The sequence below is a fragment of the Nocardia sp. NPDC047654 genome (assembly GCF_043205035.1).
Taxonomy (GTDB): domain Bacteria; phylum Actinomycetota; class Actinomycetes; order Mycobacteriales; family Mycobacteriaceae; genus Nocardia.
Genome location: NZ_JBIDDF010000019.1, coordinates 63,781 through 86,975 on the forward strand (window position 1 = coordinate 63,781; position 23,195 = coordinate 86,975).

At 65.9% G+C, this 23,195-nt stretch carries 23 protein-coding genes and 2 pseudogenes; 14 read left to right on the top strand and 11 right to left on the bottom strand.

Annotated features, from left to right (window positions below; all coding sequences use genetic code 11):
- On the bottom strand, window positions 1-912 hold the full coding sequence (locus ACGF7Y_RS32000) for an alpha/beta fold hydrolase (RefSeq protein ID WP_195140720.1): 912 nt from the start codon (window positions 910-912) through the stop codon (window positions 1-3).
- Between the two features lie 144 nt (window positions 913-1,056).
- Between ACGF7Y_RS32000 and ACGF7Y_RS32005 the strand changes: the two genes are divergently transcribed.
- A complete protein-coding gene (locus tag ACGF7Y_RS32005) occupies window positions 1,057-1,683 on the top strand; it encodes a TetR/AcrR family transcriptional regulator (protein ID WP_393240454.1) in 627 nt (208 codons plus the stop codon).
- Window positions 1,684-1,928: 245 nt separating this feature from the next.
- Here ACGF7Y_RS32005 and ACGF7Y_RS32010 read toward each other — a convergent pair whose 3' ends face one another.
- Window positions 1,929-2,360 (bottom strand): TetR/AcrR family transcriptional regulator, encoded by a 432-nt coding sequence (locus tag ACGF7Y_RS32010; protein ID WP_228819983.1) that lies wholly within the window; start codon window positions 2,358-2,360, stop codon window positions 1,929-1,931.
- Between the two features lie 124 nt (window positions 2,361-2,484).
- Between ACGF7Y_RS32010 and ACGF7Y_RS32015 the strand changes: the two genes are divergently transcribed.
- The 4 genes from ACGF7Y_RS32015 (at window position 2,485) to ACGF7Y_RS32030 (ending at window position 5,659) form a co-directional block, all read left to right on the top strand.
- Window positions 2,485-3,402, top strand: coding sequence for an alpha/beta hydrolase (locus tag ACGF7Y_RS32015; protein ID WP_195065939.1), 918 nt, complete (start codon window positions 2,485-2,487; stop codon window positions 3,400-3,402).
- A complete protein-coding gene (locus ACGF7Y_RS32020; RefSeq protein WP_195065940.1) occupies window positions 3,399-4,280 on the top strand; it encodes an SDR family NAD(P)-dependent oxidoreductase in 882 nt (293 codons plus the stop codon). The genes ACGF7Y_RS32015 and ACGF7Y_RS32020 overlap by 4 nt, the downstream gene beginning before the upstream one ends.
- A gap of 15 nt (window positions 4,281-4,295) precedes the next feature.
- Entirely contained in the window at window positions 4,296-5,144 is an 849-nt protein-coding gene (locus ACGF7Y_RS32025) for a short-chain dehydrogenase/reductase (RefSeq protein ID WP_228819984.1), read from the top strand.
- A gap of 206 nt (window positions 5,145-5,350) precedes the next feature.
- Window positions 5,351-5,659, top strand: coding sequence for a hypothetical protein (locus ACGF7Y_RS32030; RefSeq protein ID WP_062986225.1), 309 nt, complete (start codon window positions 5,351-5,353; stop codon window positions 5,657-5,659).
- A gap of 90 nt (window positions 5,660-5,749) precedes the next feature.
- On the opposite strand, the gene ACGF7Y_RS32035 is transcribed toward ACGF7Y_RS32030, so the two are convergent.
- From ACGF7Y_RS32035 to ACGF7Y_RS32045, 3 genes are all read right to left on the bottom strand, one after another.
- Window positions 5,750-5,959, bottom strand: a complete 210-nt coding sequence (locus tag ACGF7Y_RS32035; protein ID WP_393240400.1) for a MarR family transcriptional regulator — start codon at window positions 5,957-5,959, stop codon at window positions 5,750-5,752.
- A 582-nt stretch (window positions 5,960-6,541) separates the two neighbouring features.
- On the bottom strand, window positions 6,542-7,561 hold the full coding sequence (locus ACGF7Y_RS32040) for a cytochrome P450 (RefSeq protein ID WP_393240402.1): 1,020 nt from the start codon (window positions 7,559-7,561) through the stop codon (window positions 6,542-6,544).
- A gap of 727 nt (window positions 7,562-8,288) precedes the next feature.
- Entirely contained in the window at window positions 8,289-9,287 is a 999-nt protein-coding gene (locus tag ACGF7Y_RS32045; protein WP_393240404.1) for an AraC family transcriptional regulator ligand-binding domain-containing protein, read from the bottom strand.
- A 186-nt stretch (window positions 9,288-9,473) separates the two neighbouring features.
- Between ACGF7Y_RS32045 and ACGF7Y_RS32050 the strand changes: the two genes are divergently transcribed.
- Entirely contained in the window at window positions 9,474-10,325 is an 852-nt protein-coding gene (locus ACGF7Y_RS32050; RefSeq protein ID WP_195065943.1) for an oxidoreductase, read from the top strand.
- Between the two features lie 423 nt (window positions 10,326-10,748).
- Here ACGF7Y_RS32050 and ACGF7Y_RS32055 read toward each other — a convergent pair whose 3' ends face one another.
- The 4 genes and pseudogenes from ACGF7Y_RS32055 to ACGF7Y_RS32070 form a co-directional block, all read right to left on the bottom strand.
- A complete protein-coding gene (locus ACGF7Y_RS32055) occupies window positions 10,749-11,168 on the bottom strand; it encodes a helix-turn-helix domain-containing protein (RefSeq protein WP_195065944.1) in 420 nt (139 codons plus the stop codon).
- Window positions 11,169-11,226: 58 nt separating this feature from the next.
- Window positions 11,227-11,601, bottom strand: a pseudogene (locus ACGF7Y_RS32060) (AraC family transcriptional regulator ligand-binding domain-containing protein); the annotation flags it as partial.
- Window positions 11,582-12,078, bottom strand: a pseudogene (locus ACGF7Y_RS32065) (acetyl-CoA C-acyltransferase); the annotation flags it as partial. The pseudogenes ACGF7Y_RS32065 and ACGF7Y_RS32060, both read right to left, overlap by 20 nt.
- 21 nt (window positions 12,079-12,099) lie before the next feature.
- Window positions 12,100-13,239, bottom strand: a complete 1,140-nt coding sequence (locus ACGF7Y_RS32070; RefSeq protein ID WP_195065945.1) for an acyl-CoA dehydrogenase family protein — start codon at window positions 13,237-13,239, stop codon at window positions 12,100-12,102.
- 99 nt (window positions 13,240-13,338) lie between these two features.
- On the opposite strand from ACGF7Y_RS32070, the gene ACGF7Y_RS32075 reads away from it, so the two are divergent.
- The 4 genes from ACGF7Y_RS32075 to ACGF7Y_RS32090 all read left to right on the top strand — a co-directional run bounded on the left by ACGF7Y_RS32075 (window position 13,339) and on the right by ACGF7Y_RS32090 (window position 16,263).
- The gene (locus ACGF7Y_RS32075) at window positions 13,339-13,923 is read left to right on the top strand and encodes a TetR/AcrR family transcriptional regulator (protein WP_195065946.1); all 585 of its coding nucleotides are present in this window, start codon (window positions 13,339-13,341) and stop codon (window positions 13,921-13,923) included.
- 791 nt (window positions 13,924-14,714) lie between these two features.
- Window positions 14,715-15,083, top strand: coding sequence for a hypothetical protein (locus ACGF7Y_RS32080; RefSeq protein ID WP_195065947.1), 369 nt, complete (start codon window positions 14,715-14,717; stop codon window positions 15,081-15,083).
- Window positions 15,077-15,376 carry a hypothetical protein gene (locus tag ACGF7Y_RS32085; protein ID WP_393240408.1) on the top strand — a complete coding sequence of 100 codons (300 nt, stop codon included), beginning with the start codon at window positions 15,077-15,079 and terminating at the stop codon, window positions 15,374-15,376. The genes ACGF7Y_RS32080 and ACGF7Y_RS32085 overlap by 7 nt, the downstream gene beginning before the upstream one ends.
- A gap of 140 nt (window positions 15,377-15,516) precedes the next feature.
- Entirely contained in the window at window positions 15,517-16,263 is a 747-nt protein-coding gene (locus tag ACGF7Y_RS32090) for an aldehyde dehydrogenase family protein (RefSeq protein ID WP_195065949.1), read from the top strand.
- Window positions 16,264-16,488: 225 nt separating this feature from the next.
- Here the strand turns inward: ACGF7Y_RS32090 and ACGF7Y_RS32095 are convergent, their stop codons facing one another.
- Window positions 16,489-17,103, bottom strand: a complete 615-nt coding sequence (locus ACGF7Y_RS32095; protein WP_393240411.1) for a TetR family transcriptional regulator — start codon at window positions 17,101-17,103, stop codon at window positions 16,489-16,491.
- A 115-nt stretch (window positions 17,104-17,218) separates the two neighbouring features.
- Complete coding sequence (locus ACGF7Y_RS32100) at window positions 17,219-18,511, bottom strand: alpha/beta fold hydrolase (protein ID WP_195065951.1); 1,293 nt, start codon at window positions 18,509-18,511, stop codon at window positions 17,219-17,221.
- A 252-nt stretch (window positions 18,512-18,763) separates the two neighbouring features.
- Here ACGF7Y_RS32100 and ACGF7Y_RS32105 point away from each other — a divergent pair, with 252 nt between their 5' ends.
- The 4 genes from ACGF7Y_RS32105 to ACGF7Y_RS32120 all read left to right on the top strand — a co-directional run bounded on the left by ACGF7Y_RS32105 (window position 18,764) and on the right by ACGF7Y_RS32120 (window position 23,190).
- Window positions 18,764-20,050: a cytochrome P450 gene (locus ACGF7Y_RS32105; protein WP_393240414.1), complete on the top strand. Its 1,287-nt coding sequence runs from the start codon at window positions 18,764-18,766 to the stop codon at window positions 20,048-20,050.
- A 64-nt stretch (window positions 20,051-20,114) separates the two neighbouring features.
- Window positions 20,115-20,438, top strand: coding sequence for a 2Fe-2S iron-sulfur cluster-binding protein (locus ACGF7Y_RS32110; RefSeq protein WP_195065953.1), 324 nt, complete (start codon window positions 20,115-20,117; stop codon window positions 20,436-20,438).
- Between the two features lie 11 nt (window positions 20,439-20,449).
- Window positions 20,450-21,715 carry an NAD(P)/FAD-dependent oxidoreductase gene (locus tag ACGF7Y_RS32115; RefSeq protein ID WP_393240417.1) on the top strand — a complete coding sequence of 422 codons (1,266 nt, stop codon included), beginning with the start codon at window positions 20,450-20,452 and terminating at the stop codon, window positions 21,713-21,715.
- Window positions 21,712-23,190, top strand: coding sequence for an NAD-dependent succinate-semialdehyde dehydrogenase (locus ACGF7Y_RS32120; RefSeq protein WP_195065954.1), 1,479 nt, complete (start codon window positions 21,712-21,714; stop codon window positions 23,188-23,190). The genes ACGF7Y_RS32115 and ACGF7Y_RS32120 overlap by 4 nt, the downstream gene beginning before the upstream one ends.
- Window positions 23,191-23,195 lie beyond the last annotated feature (5 nt).

A 23,195-nucleotide genomic window follows, 5' to 3' on the forward strand; every position in this document is an offset into this window, starting at 1 on the left:
TCATCGCTCGGACTCCTCGGCAGTGGCTAGCGGTGGGACGTGGGCGTGGAGGAAAGTGATTTGATCGGCGATGACGCGTTCGAACCATTGGCCGACGTAGATGTCGAAATGCCCGGCGGGATAGAGCTCGATCTGGGCATGCGGGGCTTTGCGGGCATGCCGGAGCGTGGCTTTCGCCGGCGCGACCGCGTCGTGTTCGCAGACGGAGAACAGGATGGGACACCGCACGCGCGCGGCACTGCGGCCGGGGACGTGGAAGGTAACCGCCAACGCGATCCGGGCGGCGACCTGGTTGGCGAATGGTGCCGAGTCGGGTACCAGCGCGAGATAGCCGGGTTCGGAATCCGGTGAGGCCATCAGCGCTGTTGATCCCGGTGGTCCGGCGGTGGTGACCATGACAGGTTCCTTGCCGAGGCGCGCTCCGATCGCATCACGCAACGCCCGTGCGGTGACCCGTATCGCGGTCGGCGGCGACATCGCCAGCACCGAGGCGCGGCCGTCTGTGAAGGGACATTGGGCCACCACCGCGGCGACACCGCCGTCACGGGCAGCCGCGACCAGCACGTGTCCGCCGCCGAAGGAGGTGCCCCATAGCACGACACGGCGGCCGTCGACGGCATCGAGCGAGCGCGCGTATGCGATGGCCGCCGCCCAGTCCTCGAGCTGCTGCCGGATGTCGATCAGCTGGCGCGGTGTGCCTTGGCTGGCGCCGAAGTGCCTGTAGTCGAAGACGAGGCAGGCGTACCCGGCCTGACGGAACCGCTCGGCATATGCGTCGAGCCGCATCTGCCGGATGCCGCCGAGCCCGTGCCCGATCACGATGATCGGAGCTGGGCCGCCTGCGGGCAGGTACAGCCACGCGCCGCACTCGACACCTCCGGAGCGGAATCGGACCTCGAGGCGCTCGCACATGCCCACAACTCCTTTTTTGCTCGTTCGCAGCCCCTATGGCCTACGCCACAAACCACATGGTATCAATTCCAATTGTGGAAGTCATTACAACAATGGATTTAGATCTAGTCTGGCCGTAGAGTGATTCGGATGAGTGCCGCAGGCATGACCCGGACCGCGCGGCGGGCCGCAGCGACCTATCGAGCGATCGTCGACGCCGCTGAACAACTCGTGCTCGACCAGGGAACCGATGCCCTGACTTTGGATGCGGTAGCCGAACGCGCCGATGTCGCAGTGCAGACGATCTACAATCGCCTCGGTGGGCGCTCCGCGCTGTTGATCGCGGTAGCCGAGCGAGCGCTGGAGGAGAACCGCCAGTACATGGACGCCGCGTACGCCGCCCCGGGCACACCCAGAGACCGGATTTTTCGAGCTGCCGAGGCCTACACCCGGTTCGCTGCCGAACGACCACATCAGTTCCGGTTGCTGGTCGACCCGCCCGCTGAGCCGGACGCGCTAGCACGGGTGGGTGACCTCATCGAGGAACAGAATGCGAAACTCGCCGCCGCGTTATCCGACGGGATCGCTGACGGCACCATTGACCCGGACCTGGACCCGATGATCACCTCGACCGCTCTGTGGGCGGCAATGAACGGAGTCCTCGCCCTGCACTGGCGCGCCGACAGGTTGCGTGCCGAGCCTAACCATCTACAGCTACTCGTCACCACGATCGTCGGCATCCTCGACAGGGGCATCGGCTCGGACGCCCCTCGACCAACGTCGACTGCGTAGCCCACGCGTCTTGCTCCCGCTGTCGGTACGTTCAAGCGGGCGTTCCGGACGCATCGGACCTCGCTGGACCGCACGCGAAACACTCGTGAGCAGTTCGTTCGGTTCGAACTCGTGTCATGGAAGCGCCCGGGAGTTCGTGCCGGCGCAGGGGAGAACCACGATGAAAGTGACACCGAAGGTTGGAGAGCAATCCACGGCTCTCGGTGACTGCGTCCGGCGGTGATCTGGGCCGGTGGTTTGATCGCCTACTGGCGTCCGATCCGCGTTAATGCGTGCCTGCCAGTCGGCGTGGGATCGGCGACGCGTGCGAGCGCGCGTGGTTCGTTGGGCGGGTCGATGAGCAGCCGGAATTGGTGTGGTCGTTCGGCGGCGAACCGGGCGTACGCCTCGGCTGCTCGCAGGATCCGTGCCCGGGGTGAGCCGGGCGCGGCGTAGGCGTCGTCCATGTACTGGCGGTTCTGTTCCAGCGCTCGTTCGGCGACCGCGATCAGCAAGGCCGAGCGCACGCCGATCCGGTTGTAGATGGTCTGTACCGCGACGTCGGCCCGCTCAGCGACGGCGTCCAGGGTGAGGGCGTCGGCTCCGTGGGCGAGGACCAGGCTTTCGGCGGCGTCGACGATCGCTTGCTGGGTGGCTGAAACCCGCCGTGCCGTCCGTGTCACGCCTGCGGAGTTCATGTGCCCACTGTACGGCCATCATGGAGTGGCATCCATTGTTGGAATCACTTCCATACTTGGAACCTATCACATATACTGTGTGGTGCCGGTCATGGTCGACCGGCGAGAGCAAAGGAGTCAGCCGATGGGCGATCGCCACGAAGTCCGGTTCCCGTCCGGCCACGCGGGGGTGGAATGCGGTGCGTGGCTGTATCTGCCGGCCGGCGGTCCGGCCCCGATCATCGTCATGGCGCACGGTCTGGGCGGTATCCGCGAGATGCGGCTCGACGCCTACGCCGAGCGTTTCCGTGCCGCCGGGTATGCCTGCCTGGTTTTCGATTACCGGCACTTCGGGGCCAGCGACGGCACGCCACGCCAGCTGATCGACATTCGTGAGCAGCTCGCGGACTGGGCCGCGGCGATCGCGTTCGCGCGCTCGCTGAACGTGGTCGACACGAGCCGCATCGTGTTGTGGGGAACGTCCTTCGGTGGCGGACACGTCCTGGTGGCCGCTGCCGGTGATGGCGACATCGCGGCGGTGGTCGCGCAGTGTCCTTTCACCGACGGTTTCGCCTCCGTACTGGCGATGCAGCCTTCGAACGCTCTGCGTGTCACCGCGCGAGCGGCGCGCGATCTGATCGGGGCGTATGTGGGCAGGGAGCCGGTAATGATCACCACGGCGGGGCGGCCGGGTTCGACCGCGCTGATGGCGTCGCCGGATTCGGAGCCGGGCTATCTAGCGTTGGTGCCGAACTCCGCTCCGTTCGCCAACGAAGTCGCCGCCCGGGTCGCATTGTCTATCACTCTGCACATCCCGGGGCGCAGCGCCGCGAAGGTGAGCTGCCCGATCATGTTCGCCATCTGCGAACTGGATGCGGTCGCACCGGCGAAGGCCACTCTGCGCCATGCGCGTAAGGCTCCCCGCGGGGAGATCGCGCTGTATCCCGCGGGGCATTTCGATATCTACGTCGGTGACTGGTTCGAGCGCGTCGTGGCCGACCAGATCGCCTTCCTGCACACTCACGTCGCACCGCGCATCACCGTCGAGGAGTCCGAACGATGACCCGCTATCCACTCGCAGGCCGCACCGTCGCGTTGACGGGTTCCACCGGTGGGCTCGGCAGTGAATTGGCCCGAGCCCTGCGTGCCCGCGGAGCGAACCTGGCACTCCTGGATATCGACGCCGATAACGTGCGTGCGCAAGCGGCCGCGCTCGGCACTGCGCGTCAGGCTCGCGGTTGGCATGCGGATGTCCGCGACATGACCGGCCTGACCGACGCGATGAACGCGGCCACCGAGCATTTCGGCCGTCTCGATGTCGTCATCGCCAATGCCGGAATCGACACCATGGCTCCCATGGCCACCCTGGATCCCGCGGCCTTCGAACGTGTCGTCGACATCAACCTCACCGGGGTGTGGCGCACCTTCCGCGCCGGGCTGCCCGGCGTGCAGGCCAATCACGGCTATCTGTTGGCGATTTCCTCGATGGCCGCGTTCGTCCACTCCCCGTTGCAAGCGTCGTATACGGCCACCAAAGCCGGTGTCTGGGCGATGTGCGACAGCATCCGCCTCGAACTGCGCCATCGGGGTGTCGGAGTCGGCAGCGTGCACTCGACCTTCTTCCGCACCCCGATGATGGACGATGTCATCGCCGACCCCGCCGGTCGAGTGCTTTGGGGCGGCAATGAGAAAGGTCTGTTCAAGATGGTGCCCAGCGCCACGGTCGTGCGCGGCATCGTGCGCGGCATCGAACGGCGCTCCGAGCTGATCGTGGTGCCGAAACGCAACTCGCTCATCGCCAAAGCGCCCGGCCTCTTCCGCCCGGTGCTGGACCGCGTCGCCTGGAAGGACACCACCATCGCCCACGCCGCTGAACTGGCCGCCCCGGCCGGTTGGCACGACCACCGAGCTATCGACCGCCATACCGGAACCGCAGACTGACCGAAGGAGAGAACGTTGTCCGAGATCTGGCCCCTCGCCGGAAAGACGATCCTCATCACCGGCGCAGCCGGCGGCATCGGTGCCGCCAGCGCCATCGCACTCCACACCCGCGGCGCCAACATCGTGCTCACCGACATACACCTGGATGGTGCGGAGCGGCTCGCGAATCGGCTGGGTGGGAGCCGCGTGCTGCCTCTCGCACTCGATGTCACAGATCCCGACAGCCTCACGGACGCGGTCGAACAGTCGGTGGAGAAATTCGGCGGCATCGACGTCACCTTCGCCAACGCGGGTATCGCCGCTGCCACGCCCAGCACCATCTTCACCAGCGACCCAACCGAATTCGAGCGCATCATCGAGGTCGACCTGCTCGGTGTGGTCCGGACCGTGCGTGCGACGCTGCCCCAGATCGTCGCAAGCAAGGGCCATGTGCTCGTCACGGCCTCGGTCTACGCGTACTTCAACGGAACGATCAACGCCGCGTACGCCATGTCCAAAGCCGGTGTCGAACAATTCGGCCGGGCACTTCGCACCGAACTCGCCGTGCACGGAGCCACCGCGGGCGTGCTGTATCCGGGATGGGTGCGTACGCCGATCGCGCAGAGCGCCTTCGGCGGCAACGATCTCGTCACCGCGATGCGTCGGCAGCTCTATCCTCGATTCCTCGCGGAGGCGATCGAGCCCGAGACCGTCGCCGCTCGTATCGTGGAAGGCCTCGAGTCGCGATCTCCACGCATCATGGTTCCCCGTAGGTGGGCGCCGATCTCCGCGCTGCGCGGCGTGGTCAACCCGTTGACGGACTGGGCTCTCGAGCGCAATTCGCAACTGCGAGAACAGCTACGACAGCTCGAACAAAGGGTTTGAACAACGAATGCTGGGAGCGAACGAACCCGCACTATCGCTCGATGACGGTCATGAACTACCCGCAGAATCGGCAGTGTAGTAGCGCACACGCCGCGAGGCAGCCGCAACAGTCCTCGGCATCGGCTCGGATCGAGATTGCAAGCAGGGCGCCACAACTCGACTACGAAGCGTCCGGGGTTCGCTCATCGTCGAGCCGAGGAAGTGCGATGACTCGAGCACGTACTCCTGGGCGCTCCTGGATCGGCATCGCTCACGAACGATTCGCCGAGGACGGGTTCGGTGGCCTGATGAAGTCGGCCGGAGGCGCGTGGGGGCCGATCGATGGTGACGTTCGTCTGCGGATCTGGCTGAACGGCATCGCTTTCGACTATCGCGCAACGGTCACCGCGGCGTACCAGTTGATTTGCGACTGGCAGAGGAGACCGTGGTGCTCGATCGAACTCGTTGTGCGCGAGGTCGACGACCGATTGCCGATGACCAGACTGCCGAATGAACGGCTGTTCTCGGGCCCGTAATCGTGTCTGCCCCAATCGAAGCGGACGCCGGCTCCGCAACTCGGAAATCTGCAGTCTAAGACATCGAGTTGGACGTATCGCCGACTGCCGTCAGATGGCGGACCACATCGTCCACACTCGTCGCGACAGCTTCCTGCTGGTCGGGACTGAGTGCATCGACCAGGACACGGCGGACCGTATCACGCCTCGCACATCGGTCGGGCAGGTTTCGCGCCGGACCAGACCGGCCTTCTCCAGCTGCGTAATTTGAAAGCTAAGGCCGCTTCTCGTGCTGTAGAGCGCGCCCGCGAGTTCTGTCATGCGAAGCCACTGGTGCAGAGCCGTAGACACGACCTATGACCTTATATTGCGTGTGTATATATAAACTAGGTGCTTCAAAATCTGGCCTTCAGCCCGGGGTCGAAAATAGATATGGGCCGGGTAGTCTGCCGTCGCACGATGCCCGCGTCGCCACGAAGCTGTGAATACGGAGCTACTGGGACACCATTTCTAGACGAGGAACTAGCTTCCGTCGTGTGATTCGGCTCGGCCCGTAGCGAAGCGCGGCACGGCGGTGAATGCCCGCGGGGGAGGGAGTGTCTACGTGATCGGTGTGGTGGTGACAGTCGGCCTGGCGGTGGCCACCGTGATCGTTGCGTACGCGACCGTGGCGGCGGCCTATTGGTGGGAGATGTGCACCCGGGACGCTGACGTAAGGGATGCGTCCCGTCGGTGACGGCGCGGCGCGATCTCAGCGTGCCGGCAGAGGGGTGGGGAAGGTGGGAATGCCACCGGCAGTTCGGCCAACGCGTGCTGGAATGGCCCGGGCCGCCACCGAAGTTCGTCGAAAGTTACGGCCAACCGGAGTTCGGGCAGTGCGTCCAGCAGTTGGTCCACAGCGGATTACGCGATCAGATAGGCGAGCGATCTGGCGGGACATGAATGCGGGCCTGCGCTCCAAGCCAGATGCGCACGGTTGCCAACCCGTTCCGAGCCAGCGATCTCGGGATCGTTGTTGCAGGCGGCCAAGCTGACCACGACGGGCTGGTGAGCGGGCAGCCATACTTCATCGATCAGGATCGGCTGCCGAGGATAACTTATGCTGTTCGGCAACGGCGGATCGACGAACAGCACTTCGTCCAGGGCGTCGCGGATGGACAGTGCGCCGCTGACCGTCTCGTCGCCGAACCGTTCGTCGGTGAGTAGTAGGCGCAGCGCGTTGGTGATCAGGGTCTGCACAGGCTCCATTCCCACGCCGTAGTACACGAGAAGTTGATGCAGGATCTCGTCGTCATCGAGATCGGTGCCGTGACGAAGTAGGCTGGTGGTGATGTCGCGGCCCGGCGTGACTCGCTTAAAGTGCATCAGCTCCAGCAACGATGTTTCGAACCTGCGGTTGGCCTGCTGCGCATCCGCGCCGCCGTCCATAATCGCGGCTATGTCGGCGGCGGCCTTCTCGCTGATCGCGGGCGGGCATCCCAGAAGGTCGGTGATGACCGCGAGTACCAACGGAAAGACGTACTGGGATACCAGGTCTGCCGACCCGGTGGTGCAGAAGGAGTTGATCAGAGGTATATCGGTCCGCTCGACGATGCCACGTACCGCATGCAGGTCTACTTCGTCGAGTGCAGCGCCGACCACACTCCGGAGCCGACTGTGCTCATGGCCGGCATTGCGCATCGCGATCGGCCTCCACCGCAGCACGGGTAGTACCGGACAGTTGACGGGGACGGTTTCCTGCCAGGTCCGCGGGTCGGCGGGAAAGCGCTCCGGATGTTTGAGAATCGTCAACCCGGCGCGGTAGCCGATCACAAGGGTGGCGGGGGCGCCCGGCGCAAGCTCGACCGGCGCGAACGAGCCGAATCGAGCGCGCATCTCCCGGTAGAACCGATGAGGGTCGGCGCTGAACTCGGGCGAGTACATCGGAATTCGCTGGGTGCCGGCGTGGGCGGGATTCGACAGTGATGGGGTCAACGTTCTCCGAAACGGGGAAGCGCAGCGCATGCGTGACTACACGAGAGTCGTCGGAACCAGGTGATTTTAGCGGAGCCTCCGCGTCCGGGTACGTGAAACCGATTGCCGTATCGAGTTTTCCGTGTGGAAGCGAGGACGCGGGTCCTTTCGTCCAGCAGGAAGCGTGATCGGTCTGCGATCGAGTCAAGTGACTGCTGCCCCTTGATCCAGACATGGTGGACGAGCGTCGGATCGGGAGTGTCCAGCAGATCGCGAAGGGGGCCTTCGTCAGTAGCCCTGGAGACCGGCTCTGTCGCCAACCGGGTCTTCGGGATCCCCCGCAGCGCCGAGGAGCTGCGGCTGGTCGCGAAGCTGTCGAGACGTGGGCTCGCCACACCCACGGCTGGGTGGGACGCAGCCCTGACCACGTCGGAACCTTCCTGGCGTCGTTCGCCGCGCACCCGGAAGTGCGTCCTGCTGCCCCGCGAAACCGGACAGCGCACCCCCTCGCGTGATCGGAAACCGTCGACCACGACGCGATAGCACGATGTCGACCTCGGCGGAATCGGAATCCCAACGTTCGATCGAACGCACACCCAGGATTCCTTGCCGCGACGCCTGCTCCCGGCACCGGAGGCTCCAAGGCCCCGCTGACTGACAGGCCGGGATGGGCTGCCCGCCCCCGGAAGGTGGACGTTCAGGCTCGGGCGACGGCTGCGGTCCGGAGGGCGTCGGGGGTGGTTCCGGTCCAGGTGCGGAAGGCGCGGTAGAAGGAATTGGTGTCGTCGTAACCGACCAGATAAGCGATTTCGGCGATGCGCATGGTGCTGTTGCCGAGGTAGTGGCGGGCCAGGTTTTCGCGGGTCGTGGCGAGGATTTCCTGGAAGGTGGTTCCTTCGAGTTGCAGTTGTCGTTGCAGGGTGCGGTTGCTGACGGCGAGGTGTCGGGTGACCGCGGTCATGGAGCTTCCGCCGGCGGGAAGTGTTTCGTGCAGCGCTGCCCGCACCCGCTCGGCGACGCTGGCCGTCGCCTGCAGGTCGGACAGGCGTCTGCGGAGTTCCGGGGCGAAGAACCGCCAGAGTTCCTCGTTCTCGGTGAGGAACGGGCGGTTCGCGTCGGCGAGCGCGAAGGTGATCGCGTGCGTCTTTCCGTTGTGGACTTTTACGCCGAGGTAGTCGTCCAGGCCGGTGTGCTCGGCAGCGAGCCAGGGAGCGGTGGCCCGGACCGCTCGGACGTCGTGGCGGGTCGCGATCCGGGCCAGAGCGACCCAGAACACCATCTCGGCGGCGGCCAGCAGGGGCGGCGGGGGCGTGTCCGGCGGCCACCGGAAGCTGATCGTCAAGCCTTCGTCGTCGTTGTCGAGGCGCAAGTGCAGGGGCCCGATGAGGAGCTTGTGGGTGGCGATGCGCTCGGCTGCGGTCCGCAGATCGGGGCTGCACAGGGCGGCGAAGATCGGCGGGTTGAACATCTCGACCGAAATCGACCGGCCGATCGCGACAGCCAGGTCCGGATCGCCGCTCTCGGCGTCGAGTGCCTCCCACAGCCGGAAGTACTCCTCGACGGAGAGGTCGACCGGGCCGCGGCCGAACAGGTCGGCAGGCAGCTGGGCGCGCCGGAGCACCCGGGTGGATGACACGCCGAGGTCCTTCAGCAGGGCTTTGATGCTGGGATCCAGGGTGAATCGTCCGGTGCTCACGACGGGAGCGTAACGGCCGCCGGCATGTCTGTCACCAACAGATGGCGTCATTCCTCTCGCCGAGCGCGCCATCGAAAGGTGGCGTCATGCGCAAGTGAATTGGCGCGCCACGCTAGTGCCAGGCCACGGATCCACTTCTAGCGTTCATGGCGAAAGGTCACCACGTCCACCGAAAGGATCGCCACCATGACCACCAAGGTTGCACTCGTCACCGGAGCTTCGTCGGGGATCGGCGAGGCCACCGCGCTCCAGCTGCGCGAGGCCGGCTACACCGTCTACGGCGCGGCGCGGCGCGTGCAGCGCATGCAACGCCTGACCGAGCAGGGGATCCGGCTGCTGGCCATGGACGTCACCGACGACACTTCCATGCGGGAAGGCGTCGAGAAGCTCATCGCCGAAACCGGCCGGCTCGACGTCCTCGTCAACAACGCCGGCTACGGTTCCTACGGCGCCGTCGAGGACGTACCCCTGCAGGAGGCCAGGGAACAGTTCGAGGTCAACGTGTTCGGCGCGGCGCGCCTGACCCAGCTGGTCCTGCCGCACATGCGGGCGCAGCGCTCGGGAACCATCGTCAACATCACCTCGGTGGGTGGCCGCATGTGCACCCCGCTGGGAGGCTGGTACCACGCCACGAAGTTCGCGCTGGAAGCACTCAGCGACTGCCTGCGCCTGGAGCTCGCGCCCTTCGGGATCGACGTCGTGGTGATCGAACCGGGCGGGATCAAGACCGAATGGGGCGGCATCGCCGCGCAGAAGGCCCGCGCCGCCTCCGGCACCGGCCCGTACGCCCCGCAGGCCAACGCCGTGGCCGACTCGCTCAGTTCGGAGGCCAACGAACGCCGCATGTCCTCGCCGGACTTGATCGCCAAGACCATCGTCAAGTCCGTCCGGGCACGCCGGCCCAAGACGCGTTACGCCGTCGGCTTCGGCGCCAAGCCCATGATCTTCCTGCACAACACACTGCCCAACCGCATTTTCGACGCGTTCATGCGCCGCGCCACCGGCGTGCCCGCGAACTACGTGCCCGCGAACAACTGACGTGACGGTCGTGAAGACCGCGCTGGTCACCGGCGCGCCGTAGGGTATCGGCGAAGCGGTCGCCACCAAGCTGGTCGCCCTCGGCTACATCGTCTACGGCGCCGCCAGGCGCAGAACGACTGTCGGGTAGTTGATCGGCGGGCAGCGTGATGGTCACCTGGTCGCTGTCGTCGCGCAATCCGGCAGTGAGCTGGGTGATCTCGAATAGCTTGCGCAGCAACGTTCCGGTGCTGCGGCAAGGTGGAGCGTCAGGTAGGGCAGGGCGTCCAGCAGCACGGTGTCGGCGGCGCTGGGACGATGCAGTTGCGCGGCGTCGGCCGCGTCGAGTTGGGCGATTCAGCGGGCGTTTCTGTCGGCGATCATCCAACGGGCATGTGCTGCACTGGCCGCGGTATGCCGGAATGTGCTGCCCGCGTTGATACCTCACGCTCCGTCCACAGTCCCGTTACTCGCCCGAATGGAGGGTACGGGCGTAGCGGCCGGGGGTGGTTCCGGTCCAGCGGGTGAAGGCGTGGGTGACCCCGCGGCATCAGCGTAACCGAGGCGGTGGGCGACGTCTTCGACGGTCGCGCCGATGCCGAGCAGTTTCTCGGCGAGCACTTGGCGGGTCTCGGCGACCAGTTCGCGATAGGAGGTGCCGTCGGCTTCCAACCTGCGGCGCAACGTGCGCACGCTCAGGTTGAGCGCGGCGGCGACCTCGTTCTGGTCGGTGTCCATCCCGTGCGCCAGCAGAACTCGGCGCACTTGCTCGCCGATGCCCGCGCGGCGCAGGCGCTGCTGCAGCAGCGCCTGCGCCGCCTGCTGGCGCGCCAACTCGGCGAGCTGCAGGCTGCCCTGGGGCAAGCGGGACGTCCAAGGCCGGTTCGGACAGCAGAATCCGGGTCTGGGGCGCGTCGAAGGTCGGCATCAGGCCGATCAGGTCCGGGAACCGGTCGGCGTAAGCGGGCTCGGGACAGGACAATTCGACGCTATCGGGTTTCATCAGGGTGCCGAAGATCTCCCGGTCGATGACGGCGAGGCAGGCCAGGTCGCGTTCGATCAGAAAAGTACGGACCTCCGCCGGAGTGGCGGAATAATCTATCGTCACCACCGCGGCAGTGTCCTGTTCGGCGAAGCGCCAGGTCGCGAACGAGTATCCGAGACTCACGTAGTCGACGCCGATCCGGAACGCATGGCGCACCGTCGGGCTGGTGACCACGGCGAAGGCCCAGATGCCATTGAAGGTGAGCCGGTAGCGGGCGCCTGCGTCCAGGCCGAGCGCGGGCGTGTCGCCGATCGCGCTCGCATCGTGAGATCGGCTCGACGTCGTTGCCGGCCTCGGTGAGAAGTCCCATGGCCTGGTCGGTGAAGGCGTCTCGAAGTCCGTCGTGCTGCCTGGCTCATCGATTCCATTCCGCCCGCGACGATTCCGCCCGCGACGATCACCTCATGGGTACCGGAGCGGATGGCCTGATCAGCCAGGATGATCGCGTCGAGCCCGGACAGGCCAGATCTTGTTGATGTTCAGCGCCGCCGGCATGCTCATCGGAATGCCCGCCTTGGCGGCCGCCTGCCGGGCCGGCATCTGTCCGGCGCCGGCCGTCAAGACCTGGCCGATGATCACGTACTGCACCTGGGCTGCGGGAATTGCGGCTTTGGCGAGCGCTGCTTCCAAGGCGACCGCGCACAGATCGGCAGCGGTGAATCCGGCGAGAGCACCACGTAACTTTCCGATCGGCGTGCGCGCACCGGCGATGATAACGGAGGTCGGCATCGGAAATTCTTACTTGCTGGTTCACTTCGCGAGCGAGCGGCTGATGACCAGGCGCTGAATCTGATTGGTGCCCTCGAAGATCTGTGTGATTTTCGCCTCTCGCATATATCGCTCGACGCGGAAGTCACGGGTATAGCCGTAGCCTCCGAACACCTGCACAGCGTCGGTGGTCACCTTCATCGCGGCATCGGTGGCCGCGAGTTTGGCGACCGATGCCTGCCGCGAGTAGGGCAATCCGGCATCGCGGCGGCGCGCGGCATCGATATAGGTGGCCCGGGCCGAGTCGACCGCCGCGGCCATATCGGCGAGCAGAAACCCTAGGCCCTGATGGTCGATGATCTTCCGGCCGAAGGCGCTGCGCTCTTTCGCGTAGCCGACAGCCTCGTCGAGGGCGGCCTGCGCCAAGCCCGTGGCCACCGCCGCGATACCGAGACGGCCGGAATCCAACGCGCTCAGGGCGATTTGCAGGCCTTGCCCCTCGGCGCCGATCCGCCGATCCGCCGGCAGGTACGCGTTGTCGTAGTGCGCGGTGGTCGTCGGCACCGCGTGCAGGCCCATCTTCTCCTCCGGCTTACCGAAACTCAAACCATCGAGGTCTTGCGGCACCAGGAAGCACGAGATTCCACGCGGCCCTTCACCGGTGCGCGCGAATACGTTGTAGAAGTCGGCGATGCCGCCGTGGGTGATCCACGCCTTAGTGCCGCTGAGCCTATAACCGCCGTCTGCGGGCACAGCCTTGCACGCCACCGCCGCGGCATCCGAGCCCGCATGTGGTTCGGACAGGCTGTAGGCCCCGATCGTGCTGCCGTCGAGCATCTCTGGGAGCCACCGGCACTGCTGCTCCTCCGTCCCGAACGCCGTGAGCGGATGGCAGGCGAGACTGTGCACACTCACCGCGACCGCGACCGCGACCCATCGCGACGCGATTTCCTCGAGCACCTGCAGATACACCTCGTAGGGCTGGCCACCACCGCCCCACTCTTGCGGATACGGCAGGCTCAGCAGCCCCGCGGCACCGAGGGTCGCGAAGACACCACTCGGATACGACCCCGAACGCTCGTGATCGTCGACGATCGGAGCGAGCGCCTTGTCCGCGATGTCACGCGTGAGCTGGATCAGCTCGTGAGCCTCGTCGGTGGGCAGCAATCGATCGACAGCCACGAATTCCTCCATGTCGACAACTAGAGGCAGTACTTGATTATCGGCCACAGTACTGACCTATAGGCAGTACTGCAAGCCACGGATGAGTACTATCCAGGGATGGTTCAGCGGACTCGTAGCGGTTTCGGTACTCGTCGGCGTACCGAACTGTTCGACGCGATGGTCGCCCTCTTCTTGACCGAGGGATTCGCCCATCTGACTCTGGACGAGATCGCGTCCCGGCTGCGGTGCTCGAAGACCACGCTGTACACCCTCGCCGGAAGTAAAGAGCAGTTGGTTCGGGCTGTCACCGTGCATTTCTTCCGGCGCGCCACTGACGAGATCGAGCAACAGGTCGCGACTACCTCCGGGGCACGAGACCGCATCATCGCGTATCTGTCCGCTGTCGGAACAGCGCTGAGAGCCGCATCGGATCAGTTCATGACCGATCTGGACGCCTTCGCCCCAGCCCGGGAGGTCTACGAGCAGAACACCCGCCTCGCGGCGAGAAGGGTTCGAGAGTTCGTCGACGCCGGCGTGGCAGCGGGTGAATTCCGGCAAGTACATGCCGCTTTCGCCGCCGACCTCGCCGCGACAATGATGGTCCGGATACAGCAAGGCGCAGTGCGCGCCGAGACCGGCCTCGACGACGCCGATGCCTATCGCGAACTCGCAACCGTCCTCACTACCGGACTGCGCGCCTGAGCGGCATCCGTTCGTCAACGCATTCACGGCGAACTCGCTCCCCCGGCGCGGCTACCCGGCCACCACTCCCGCCTTACACTCGTTGGCTCTTACCACAGCAGCCCAGCCCCAAATTTTGCGCGGAGCAACCCCGCCGCCTGTCGCCGCGACGGTCTCCGCTCGGCAACCCACCCACCCGACGCCGCGGACGAGGTCCTCGACACCGTAGCGACAGTGACCGGCCGATCGGCCCGCACATTCGCGCAATGGGCGAACGAGCACGCTCGCTTGTTCACCTGGCCGAGACATTCCGGGACCGGCAGCCGCCTCCTGGCGCTGCCGGTCCCGGCCAGTTCACCTGCACCGAGTGCGCGTTTCGCCTCGGAACTCGGGCAGACCCGAAGGTGATCGCGAGAGTCGTCGAGGACAGCCGGCACCCGGCCGAGCTCGTATCACGGGTACCCGCAATCGCGTCGTCGGCCTACTGCCGGTGCCGCAGTCGCCTGGAACAGCCTCCGGCGCGGCAGCTCGCCGACGAAACCTTGCTGGCCGAGATAGTCCATATCCATAACCGCTCTGGTGGTATTTTCGGATCCGCGGGTGCGTGCGATGCCGACCCATGCTGCAGTACCTGATCCATAAGGCCCAGGAAATGGAAGCCGAGGATCGACACTCGCCCGGCTGCAGGGAACGCCCAGGTCATCGGTCCTTTCGGTACGCTGATCGTAGTGCCGCGTCACCACCGCGGTCACCACTTCGCTTCTCGAGGCCCCAACGCGTCGACCGACGTCGACCACCGAGGAGCTTCTTCGATGCCTACACCTCGCCCCCGGCCGCGCAAGGACGGCACGGTCAACTGGCAGGTTCCCTTCCACTACTACGACACCGACGGCACCCGCCGCCAGTCCTCGCAGTCCTTCGACGACTACGCCAAGGCTCAGTGGTGGGCCGGGCTGATCGACCGTGTCGGGATCGATGAGGCGTTGAAGGTCGTCGAGACCGAACACGACGCCGAGTCCGGCACAGTGCTGCTGGTCGAGTGGCTGACCAAGTACGTCAACAGGCTGACCGGTGTCCAGGACGACGGCCGCCGCAAGTACCTCGCCTACATCCGCAACGACATCATCCCCTTCTTCGGCGAACGCGCCCCGCGATTCGTACGCTCGGCGGCAAGGTGCTGACCCTGTACACGCTGCGCCACACAGGTATTTCGTGGAAACTGCAGGACGGCGTCCCGATCTTCGTTGTCTCCCGCGACGCCGGGCACGAATCGGTCAACACCACCGACTGCTACTACGGCCACAACGACCGCAAAGCGAGCGAATCAGCCGCCCAGGTCATCGCAGGCCGACTGCCCAGAGTGCGCCAACATGCTCAGCATCGCCGCCTGAGCCGCGGCCACCACCTATCGGCGCAACAGCGGATTTCCCAGATGCCCTACACGCGGGATAGATTCGAGCCGTCAACTGTTTGAGCGATCGGACGGTAGGCACGAATACCCCTGAAGGAGCCCCGAACCGCCGGAGACCGGTTCGGGGCTCCTTCGGATTCGGGAGTTGTGCAGCCTCGAGCTGGGCGGTAAGTCCGCGGCGTTGGTTCTCGACGACGCCGATCTTGACGTCGGCGTTGGTGGCCGGCTCGTTCTACAACACCGGGCAGGCGTGCAATGCGCTGTCCTGGTTGGTCGTACCCAGCAGCTGGTACGGTGAGGTCGTCGACGCAATGGTAGATGCGGTCCGGTCGATGCGGGTGGGCGATCCGATGGACCCGGACACCGTGATCGGTCCCCTGGTCTCGAAAACCCAGTACGATCGCGTGCGCGGTTACATCGAAACCGGCAAGCGGGAGGGCGCCGTGGTCGCCTGTGGCGGCGGACGCCCCGCGGATCTCGAGACCGGTTACTTCATCGAACCGACCGTCTTCACCGGTGTGGACAACCGCATGACCATCGCGCAGGAAGAAATCTTCGGCCCTGTGCTCTCGGTCATCTCCTACGACGGGGGCGACGACGAGGCCGTGGCGATCGCCAATGACTCCGTCTACGGATTGCACGGCGCGGTGTTCACCCGTGACGCCGACCGAGCCGCTCGTGTCGCTTCTCGCGTCGACGCCGGAACGTTCACCATCAACGGCTTGGTCACGAACGTCGATGCGCCCTATAGCGGAGTCAAGGCCAGCGGCCTCGGCCGGGAGAACGGACTGCAAGGGCTGGAGGAATTCCTCGAGTACCACGTGATCAACGATCCGATCGCGGCCGAACTGATCGCCGAAAGGGCGCGAGCAGCCGGCGCGCTCCGGAACCTGCGTGGGTCGGTCGCGGCGGAGCGCGCCGGGTCGGCGGCAGTGCTCGCGCCACAGTGATTCCGGGGGATCGGCCACCGCCGCAACATGTGACACCCGGTCCGTCCACGGCCGGAAACGTCGTCCGAAGATCGCTGGGCGTGACGGTGTTCCGGCGAACAGGGGTCGGCCGTGCCGCCCACGCCCGGCTACCCCACCGGCGAGGGGCCGGTGGGGTAGCCGGGCGTACGGGCCGGCGTTCCGCACGTCGTGCGAGCCAAAGGCCCGAGATCATCCGGTGGCGAACTATCCAGGGACGCCGAGGTTGTGGAAGAATTGCGCGGCTTCGGCGAAACGCTTGCGCAGCAACGTTGGAAAGTTCGAGAAATCGGTATCGCCCTGCGCTGCGCGTTCCCGCGTCACGGTATGGGCGATCGCGAAACCCATAGCCGACCACAGTGCCGGGCGAGGATCCGACGCGACGTCTGTCCCCAGACGCTCGGCCAGGACTTGGGCGACATCTTTCTCCCAGGTTCGCGCGTGGTCGTAATAGGCATTGAGCAGCCTCGGTGTGGAAAAGATCAGCGACAGAACCCGATGTTCCAGGGTGCCTTCCATCGAGGGGGGCGTCGCGGCGATGAAGGCTTCGCACAGTGCGTCGCTGGGGGATACGGTGGGGCGCTGTCGGCGTAGCATGTGGTGCACGGCCGGGGCGGTTTCATCGATCCAGTCGAGCGCGACGGATTCCTTCGTGGGGAAGTACCGGTAGAACGTGCGCTCCGATACCCCGGCTCGGTCAGCGATCTCGGCGATGTTGGCTTCGTGGTAACCCTGAGCCAGGAACACCTCGATGGCCACGGTGCGCAGTTCCGCGCGCACCGCGGCCTTCTGCCACTCCCGTCGAGTCGTGTGGACGGCCACGGCACCTCCTGTGATCAGCTTGGCGACAAGCCTACGATCAGGTTCCGCGTCGTCGTACGGCACTGTCGGTTCGGGTCTTCCGGCCGGGGATGATGCTCCCCGTCCAGGAGAAGGCTCAGAGGTCTGCGGCGCCGAGTCGCCCGATTCCTTCTGTGAGAGTGGGCAGGACGGCGCGGAAGCCCAGCGGGTCATCGGTCGGGGCGAAATGGCCCAGGGTTTCCAGCTCCTGGTAGACCACGCCCGGGAACCGCTTCGCGACGGCGGGCCCGCCGTGCTCGGCATCGGTGGCGACGGGATCGTATTCGCCGGCCAGCACGTACACGGGGTTGCGGTCGGTGTCGATGGCGACGTCGCCGCGGGTGAGGTTGTGGCCGGTCAGGAAGTAGTCGTTGTCTCCCGCGTAGACACCGGGAAAGTTCGATCGGTAGATCCAGTACAGTTCGCGGCGGTAGGGCTCCGGGGCGAGCGGGGAGGTCGCTCCGAAGTTACCGGTCGCGTACAGTTCGGTGGATACGCGGTTGTCGCGGCACAGATCATTGAACCCGGCGATGTGCGGGTCACCGTCCAGCGCGTTGTCGAGGGTGCCGTTCAGGGCGAAGAACGCCCCGAACCGCTCACCGCGGTACGCCGCGAGGTCGAGGGCGAGCTGGCCGCCGACCGAGCACCCCATGAACGAGGGGCGTTCGAGCTCGAGTGCATCGGAGAAGGCCTCGACGAAGTCCATCAGCCACTCGCGGGTGGGTCGATACGTCTGTTCCCACCAGCGCTGCGCTGTCGGCGGGAGCGAGCGCCCGTGAAACGGCAGATCGTAGGCGATCATCCGGAAGCGCGACTGGAACTCGGGGTCGGCCAGCTGATGCCGCCATTGGCGACCGTCCGCGCCCGCGGTGTGCTGCAGCAGCAGAACCTGGTCTCCGGTGCCGGCCTCCTCGTAGTAGGTGCGGTATCGCACCCCGTCCACGGTCACATACACGTAGCGGCCGACCGCCGTATCCGTCTCTTCGAACAGGGTCTCACCGCCGGCCGGGAGCGCGTTCTCGGTGGCTCCGCTCAGTTGCCGGAGCAGCTCATAGATGCGCGATGTCGCCCCGGAGTAGGGAGCCACAGCGGAGAACAGGTCACCGGCGACGGTCACACCACGCGAGGCGGCCAGCTGCGGAGCCTCGGTCCCGGGGACGGGCTTGGATAGTGCGGCGTCGGCGAGCACGGCTGCCGGGACGGTGAGGGTCAGCTCTGCCTCGCCCGAGACGGGGCCCACGCTCGTGATCGTCCCGTGGTCCACGACAACATCGGCCTGTACTTCGTCGACGACGATCCGATACCGGCCGCGGAAGCCGTTGAGCTTGTAACGCAGCTCGGCGTCGGATGTGAGGGCGTCGCGGAGACTCTCGACGGAGAACTCGGTCATGGGGGTCCTTTCTGTGGACATCGTTGTCTGGCGTCGCCGGCGCGGCGCGTGTTCGAGAGCGTAAGCCAACCTGACAGTCTATGACAATAGGTTCTTCATACAGGCTGGATTGGTTCGAGGTTTAATCAATGGATATGCCTTATGAGCTGGTATTGAAGGGTGGTATTTCCACAGAATCATCTATTGACAGCTACTGACACGAAGATACACTTTGGACGTGTTGCGACCCATTTCCGGACGAAGGAGTCCCCAGTGACAAGCACACAGCAGCCCGTGGAGATCGACCTCGATCTGCATGTCCCGATATCCACAGCCGATCTCTACGAAGTACTCAACAAGCTGGTCGCCGAGACTCCGATCGCTTGGAACCGGGCGCACGGCGGCTACTGGGTCGTGGCGGGTTACGAAGAAGTCCGCGAGGTCTATTCCGACTGGGAGCGCTTCTCTTCGACGCACGACGATGTGGCGGGGGATCCGTTCGCCGACCGGACCACCGGCCGCGAGACGCGAAGCCGCCGAACAGGTTTCTCCATCCCGGAGGCGCCCTCGCGTTTCGTCCCGACCGAGGCCGATCCACCGCTGCACACCGAGGTTCGCGCGTTGGAGGCGCCGTTCTTCACGCCGAAGGCCGTGCGCGGCTACGAGGCCGAGATCCGGCGTCATGCGGTGGAATCGCTCGACGCGGTGGCCGCGCTCGGTGAGCTCGATTTCGCGCAGTTCGTCGCGTCGGTCAGCACGAAGATGGCCTGCCGGCTCCTGGGCGTGGACACGGCGTCCTGGGCGGATTTCGCGGCAACCGTGCACGCCATCGGCCTGACGGGGTTCGGTTCGCCGGACTTTCCGCTGGAGCGCTTCCGGGCCACGCAGGAAAAGATCTTCCAGCTCTGCGCTGAGCGGAAGGAAGATCCCCGCGACGATGTCGCCAGCGCGCTGATGCGCGGCTCGATCCTCGGTCAGCCCGTCACCGCGCTCGAGGCGCAGACGATCCTCAACGGCCTGACCTTCGGTTCCACCGACACCACCAACACCACGATGCTGCATATCCTGCAGTACCTCGCCGCCCATCCGGAACTGCGCGAACAGCTCCGGGCCGACCTGTCGCTGGTGCCGAAGGCAGTGGAGGAGTTCCTGCGTCTGTTCACACCCGGCGTCGGCGCCGCCCGCACCGTGACCCGCGACCTGGACTTCCACGGTTTCGCCTTCCGGGAAGGTCAGCGTGTCTTCATGGCCAACAGCGCCGCCAACCGCGATCCGCGCAAGTTCCCGAACCCGCTGGAATTCGACATGGACCGGGACAACGTGAAGGACCACCTCGCCTTCGGTACCGGTAACCACCGTTGCCTCGGTGCGCCCGTCGCCCGGCTGGAGATGCGGATCATGCTCGAGGAGATCCTGCGCCGGATCCCAGACTTCGCCATCGATCCGGCCAAGGTGGTCGAGTACCCGACCAAAACCGGGGTGATCGGCTACGACACGGTGCCCGCCACCTTCGAGCCCTTCGACACCACGGTGCCGGCCGAGGCCCGGCCCCGGCCGTAGACCAGCAGTTTCCGTTCGACCGCGCCGCCGGGGATGCGGCGCCGACAAGATAGCGAGCCTTTCCATGCCCACCATCACCTTCACGTCCTCGACGGGCGAGAAGCAAGAAATCGTCGCCACGGTCGGCGAATCCGTCATGCAGACCGCCGTTCGCAACGGGGTCCGGGAAATCGTCGGTGACTGTGGCGGTGTCCTGTCCTGCGCGACGTGTCACGTCTTTGTGGACAGCGCCGACGCGGACCGCTTGCCCGATGTTTCCGATATGGAAGACGCCATGCTCGACGGCACCGCGGTCGACCGCACCGAGAACTCCCGATTGGCTTGTCAGCTCATGGTTTCCGAGGACCTCGGCGATCTCCACGTGACCACTCCCGAATGTCAAGAGTGAGTGGCACGGACATGGCTGCACACCACGGGACGTTGATCATCGGGGCATCGCAGGCCGGCGTGCAGCTCGCCTGCTCCCTGCGCGATATGGACTACGACGAGCCCGTCACCCTCGTGGGAGCCGATCGCCGACTGCCTTACCAGCGGCCGCCGCTGTCGAAAGCACTCCTGGCCGGCACCGTCGAACCGGAATCGCTGGAATTGCGTAGCGCGGATTTCTTCGCCGCCCGGAAAATCGACGTGCGGCCGGGCGAACGGGTCGTTGCCGTGGACCCCGCAACGCGTGTGGCAGTCACCGATTCCGGGGCGGAGCTACCGTACGGGCGGCTGGCGCTCACCATCGGCGCCCGGATGCGCGAGTTGTCGATTCCGGGCAGCCGGCTGCGTGGAATCTGCGGGCTCCGGGACGTCGACGATGCGCTGGCCCTGCGCGAGCGCCTCGGCGGCGCCGAGCGTCTGGTGGTGATCGGCGGCGGATTCATCGGTCTGGAGGTCGCTGCGACCGCACGTCGGCGCGGCATGGACGTCACGGTGGTGACCCGGGACGACCGTCTGATGGGGCGCGCCGTGGGCGAGGCCACCAGCGAGTTCTTCCGTGGCGCGCACACTCGCCGTGGTATCGACCTGCGTTTCGGCACCACACCCATCGAATTCCTCGACGACGGTAACGGCCGGGTACAGGCCGTGGTGCTGAGCGACGAAACTGTACTGCGGGCCGACGTGGTGGTGGTCGGGATCGGTGTCACGCCCGATGTCGAGCTGGCCGCCGCGCTGGGCCTGCAGGTGGACAACGGCGTCGTCGTGGACGAGTTCGGCGTTGCCTCGGACAGGAGTACGGTCGCGGCCGGAGACTGCGCCTGCTACCCGTGCCCAGTGTCCAATGGAACCGGCCACATGCGTTTCGAGTCGGTGAACACCGCCATCGAACAGGCGAAGAGTGCCGCATCGAGCATTGTGGGTTCTCCTCGCCCCTACCGTGCCATCCCCTGGTTCTGGTCCGATCAGTTCGATCTGAAGCTGCAGGTAGCAGGCCTGATGGACGGTTACGACCACACGGTTGTGCGCGGTGACCCTGCCTCGGAGCAGTTCTCCGCGCTGTACTACCGGCGGGGACGGCTCATCGCCGGGGAGTGTGTCAACAGCGCTCGCGACTTCATGGCTGTGAAGTCCGCACTGGCCGCGGGGCGATCCGCCCCACCCGAGTTGGTTACCGACATTGCTGTTTCGTTGAAATCGCTGTTCGCCGGTGCCGCGCCCACCCCGGTGGCCGCGCGATGAACGGCGTGGCTCCCGCGCGCGTGGCCACGGCATCCGCTCTTCCCGCGCACACCGGTGAGTTGTTCGTCGGCGGAACCTGGGTTGCGGCCGAAGGAGGGCGAACGTCGACCGTTGACAACCCTGCCACCGGCGGATTTCTGGCCGATGTCGCCGACGCGAGCGTCGCGGACGGCATTGCGGCGGTGGACGCCGCAGTCGCGGCGTCGGAAGAATGGGCGGCCACTCCGGCCAGAGACCGGGCCGAGCTGTTGCGTCGCGCGTTCGATCTGCTGACCGAGCGCCGGGAACGCTTCGCCACCCTCATCACGCTCGAAATGGGCAAGCCGCTGGCCGAGGCTCGCGCCGAGGTGACCTACGCGGCGGAGTTCCTGCGCTGGTTCGCAGAAGAGGCGCCCCGGATCAGCGGCCGCTACGGCTCCAATCCGGAGGGTACCGGCACAGTCGTTGTCGGTCACCGTCCGGTGGGTCCGTGCTTGCTCATCACACCGTGGAACTTCCCACTGGCCATGGCCACCCGCAAGATCGGCCCCGCACTCGCAGCCGGCTGCACTGTGGTGATCAAACCTGCGGAACAGACCCCCCTGACCACCCTGCTGTTCGCCGAGCTACTGGTCGAGGTTGGCCTGCCCGCCGGCGTGGTCAATGTGGTCACCACCGGCTCGGCTGCCGCCGTCTGCGCGCAAATCATGGCCGACCCGCGGCTGCGCAAGGTCAGTTTCACCGGGTCGACGCAGGTCGGCCGGATACTCATCGCCCAGGCCGCGCAGAATGTCCTGCGGACCTCGATGGAACTCGGCGGTAACGCCCCGTTCCTCGTTTTCGACGACGCCGACCTGGACGCGGCCGTCGACGGGGCGATGCAGGCCAAGTTCCGCAACATCGGTCAAGCGTGCATCGCCGCGAACCGGTTCCTCGTACAGCGCGCGGTCGCCGGTGAGTTCACCGAGCGCGTGGTCGAGCGGGTCGGCGCGATGATCGTGGGTGACGGGCTCACCGACGGTGTCACGATCGGGCCGCTGATCGACGACCGTGCGTGCGCTCGCGTGCACCGGCTGGTCACCGATGCCGTCGACCGCGGCGCCGAGGTGCTGCTTGGTGGGCACGAGGTCTCCGGGCCGGGTTCGTTCTACGAGCCGACTGTGCTGGGTGAGGTGCCGGCGGGCAGTGCCGTGCTCAGTGAGGAGATATTCGGGCCGGTCCTGGCCGTGGTGCCGTTCGACACCGAGGACGAGGCCGTCGCGCTTGCCAACGACACCGAGTTCGGATTGGCCAGTTATGCCTTCACCACGGATCTGTCGCGTGCGCATCGGCTGATCGACCGGCTGGAAACCGGATTGACCGGGATCAACACCGGAGCCGTGTCCAACGCCGCAGCACCCTTCGGCGGGATCAAACAATCAGGGTTCGGCCGAGAGGGCGGAATCGAAGGAATCCACGAGTACCTCTCGGTCAAGTACAGCCTGATCGCGCGATGAGCGCA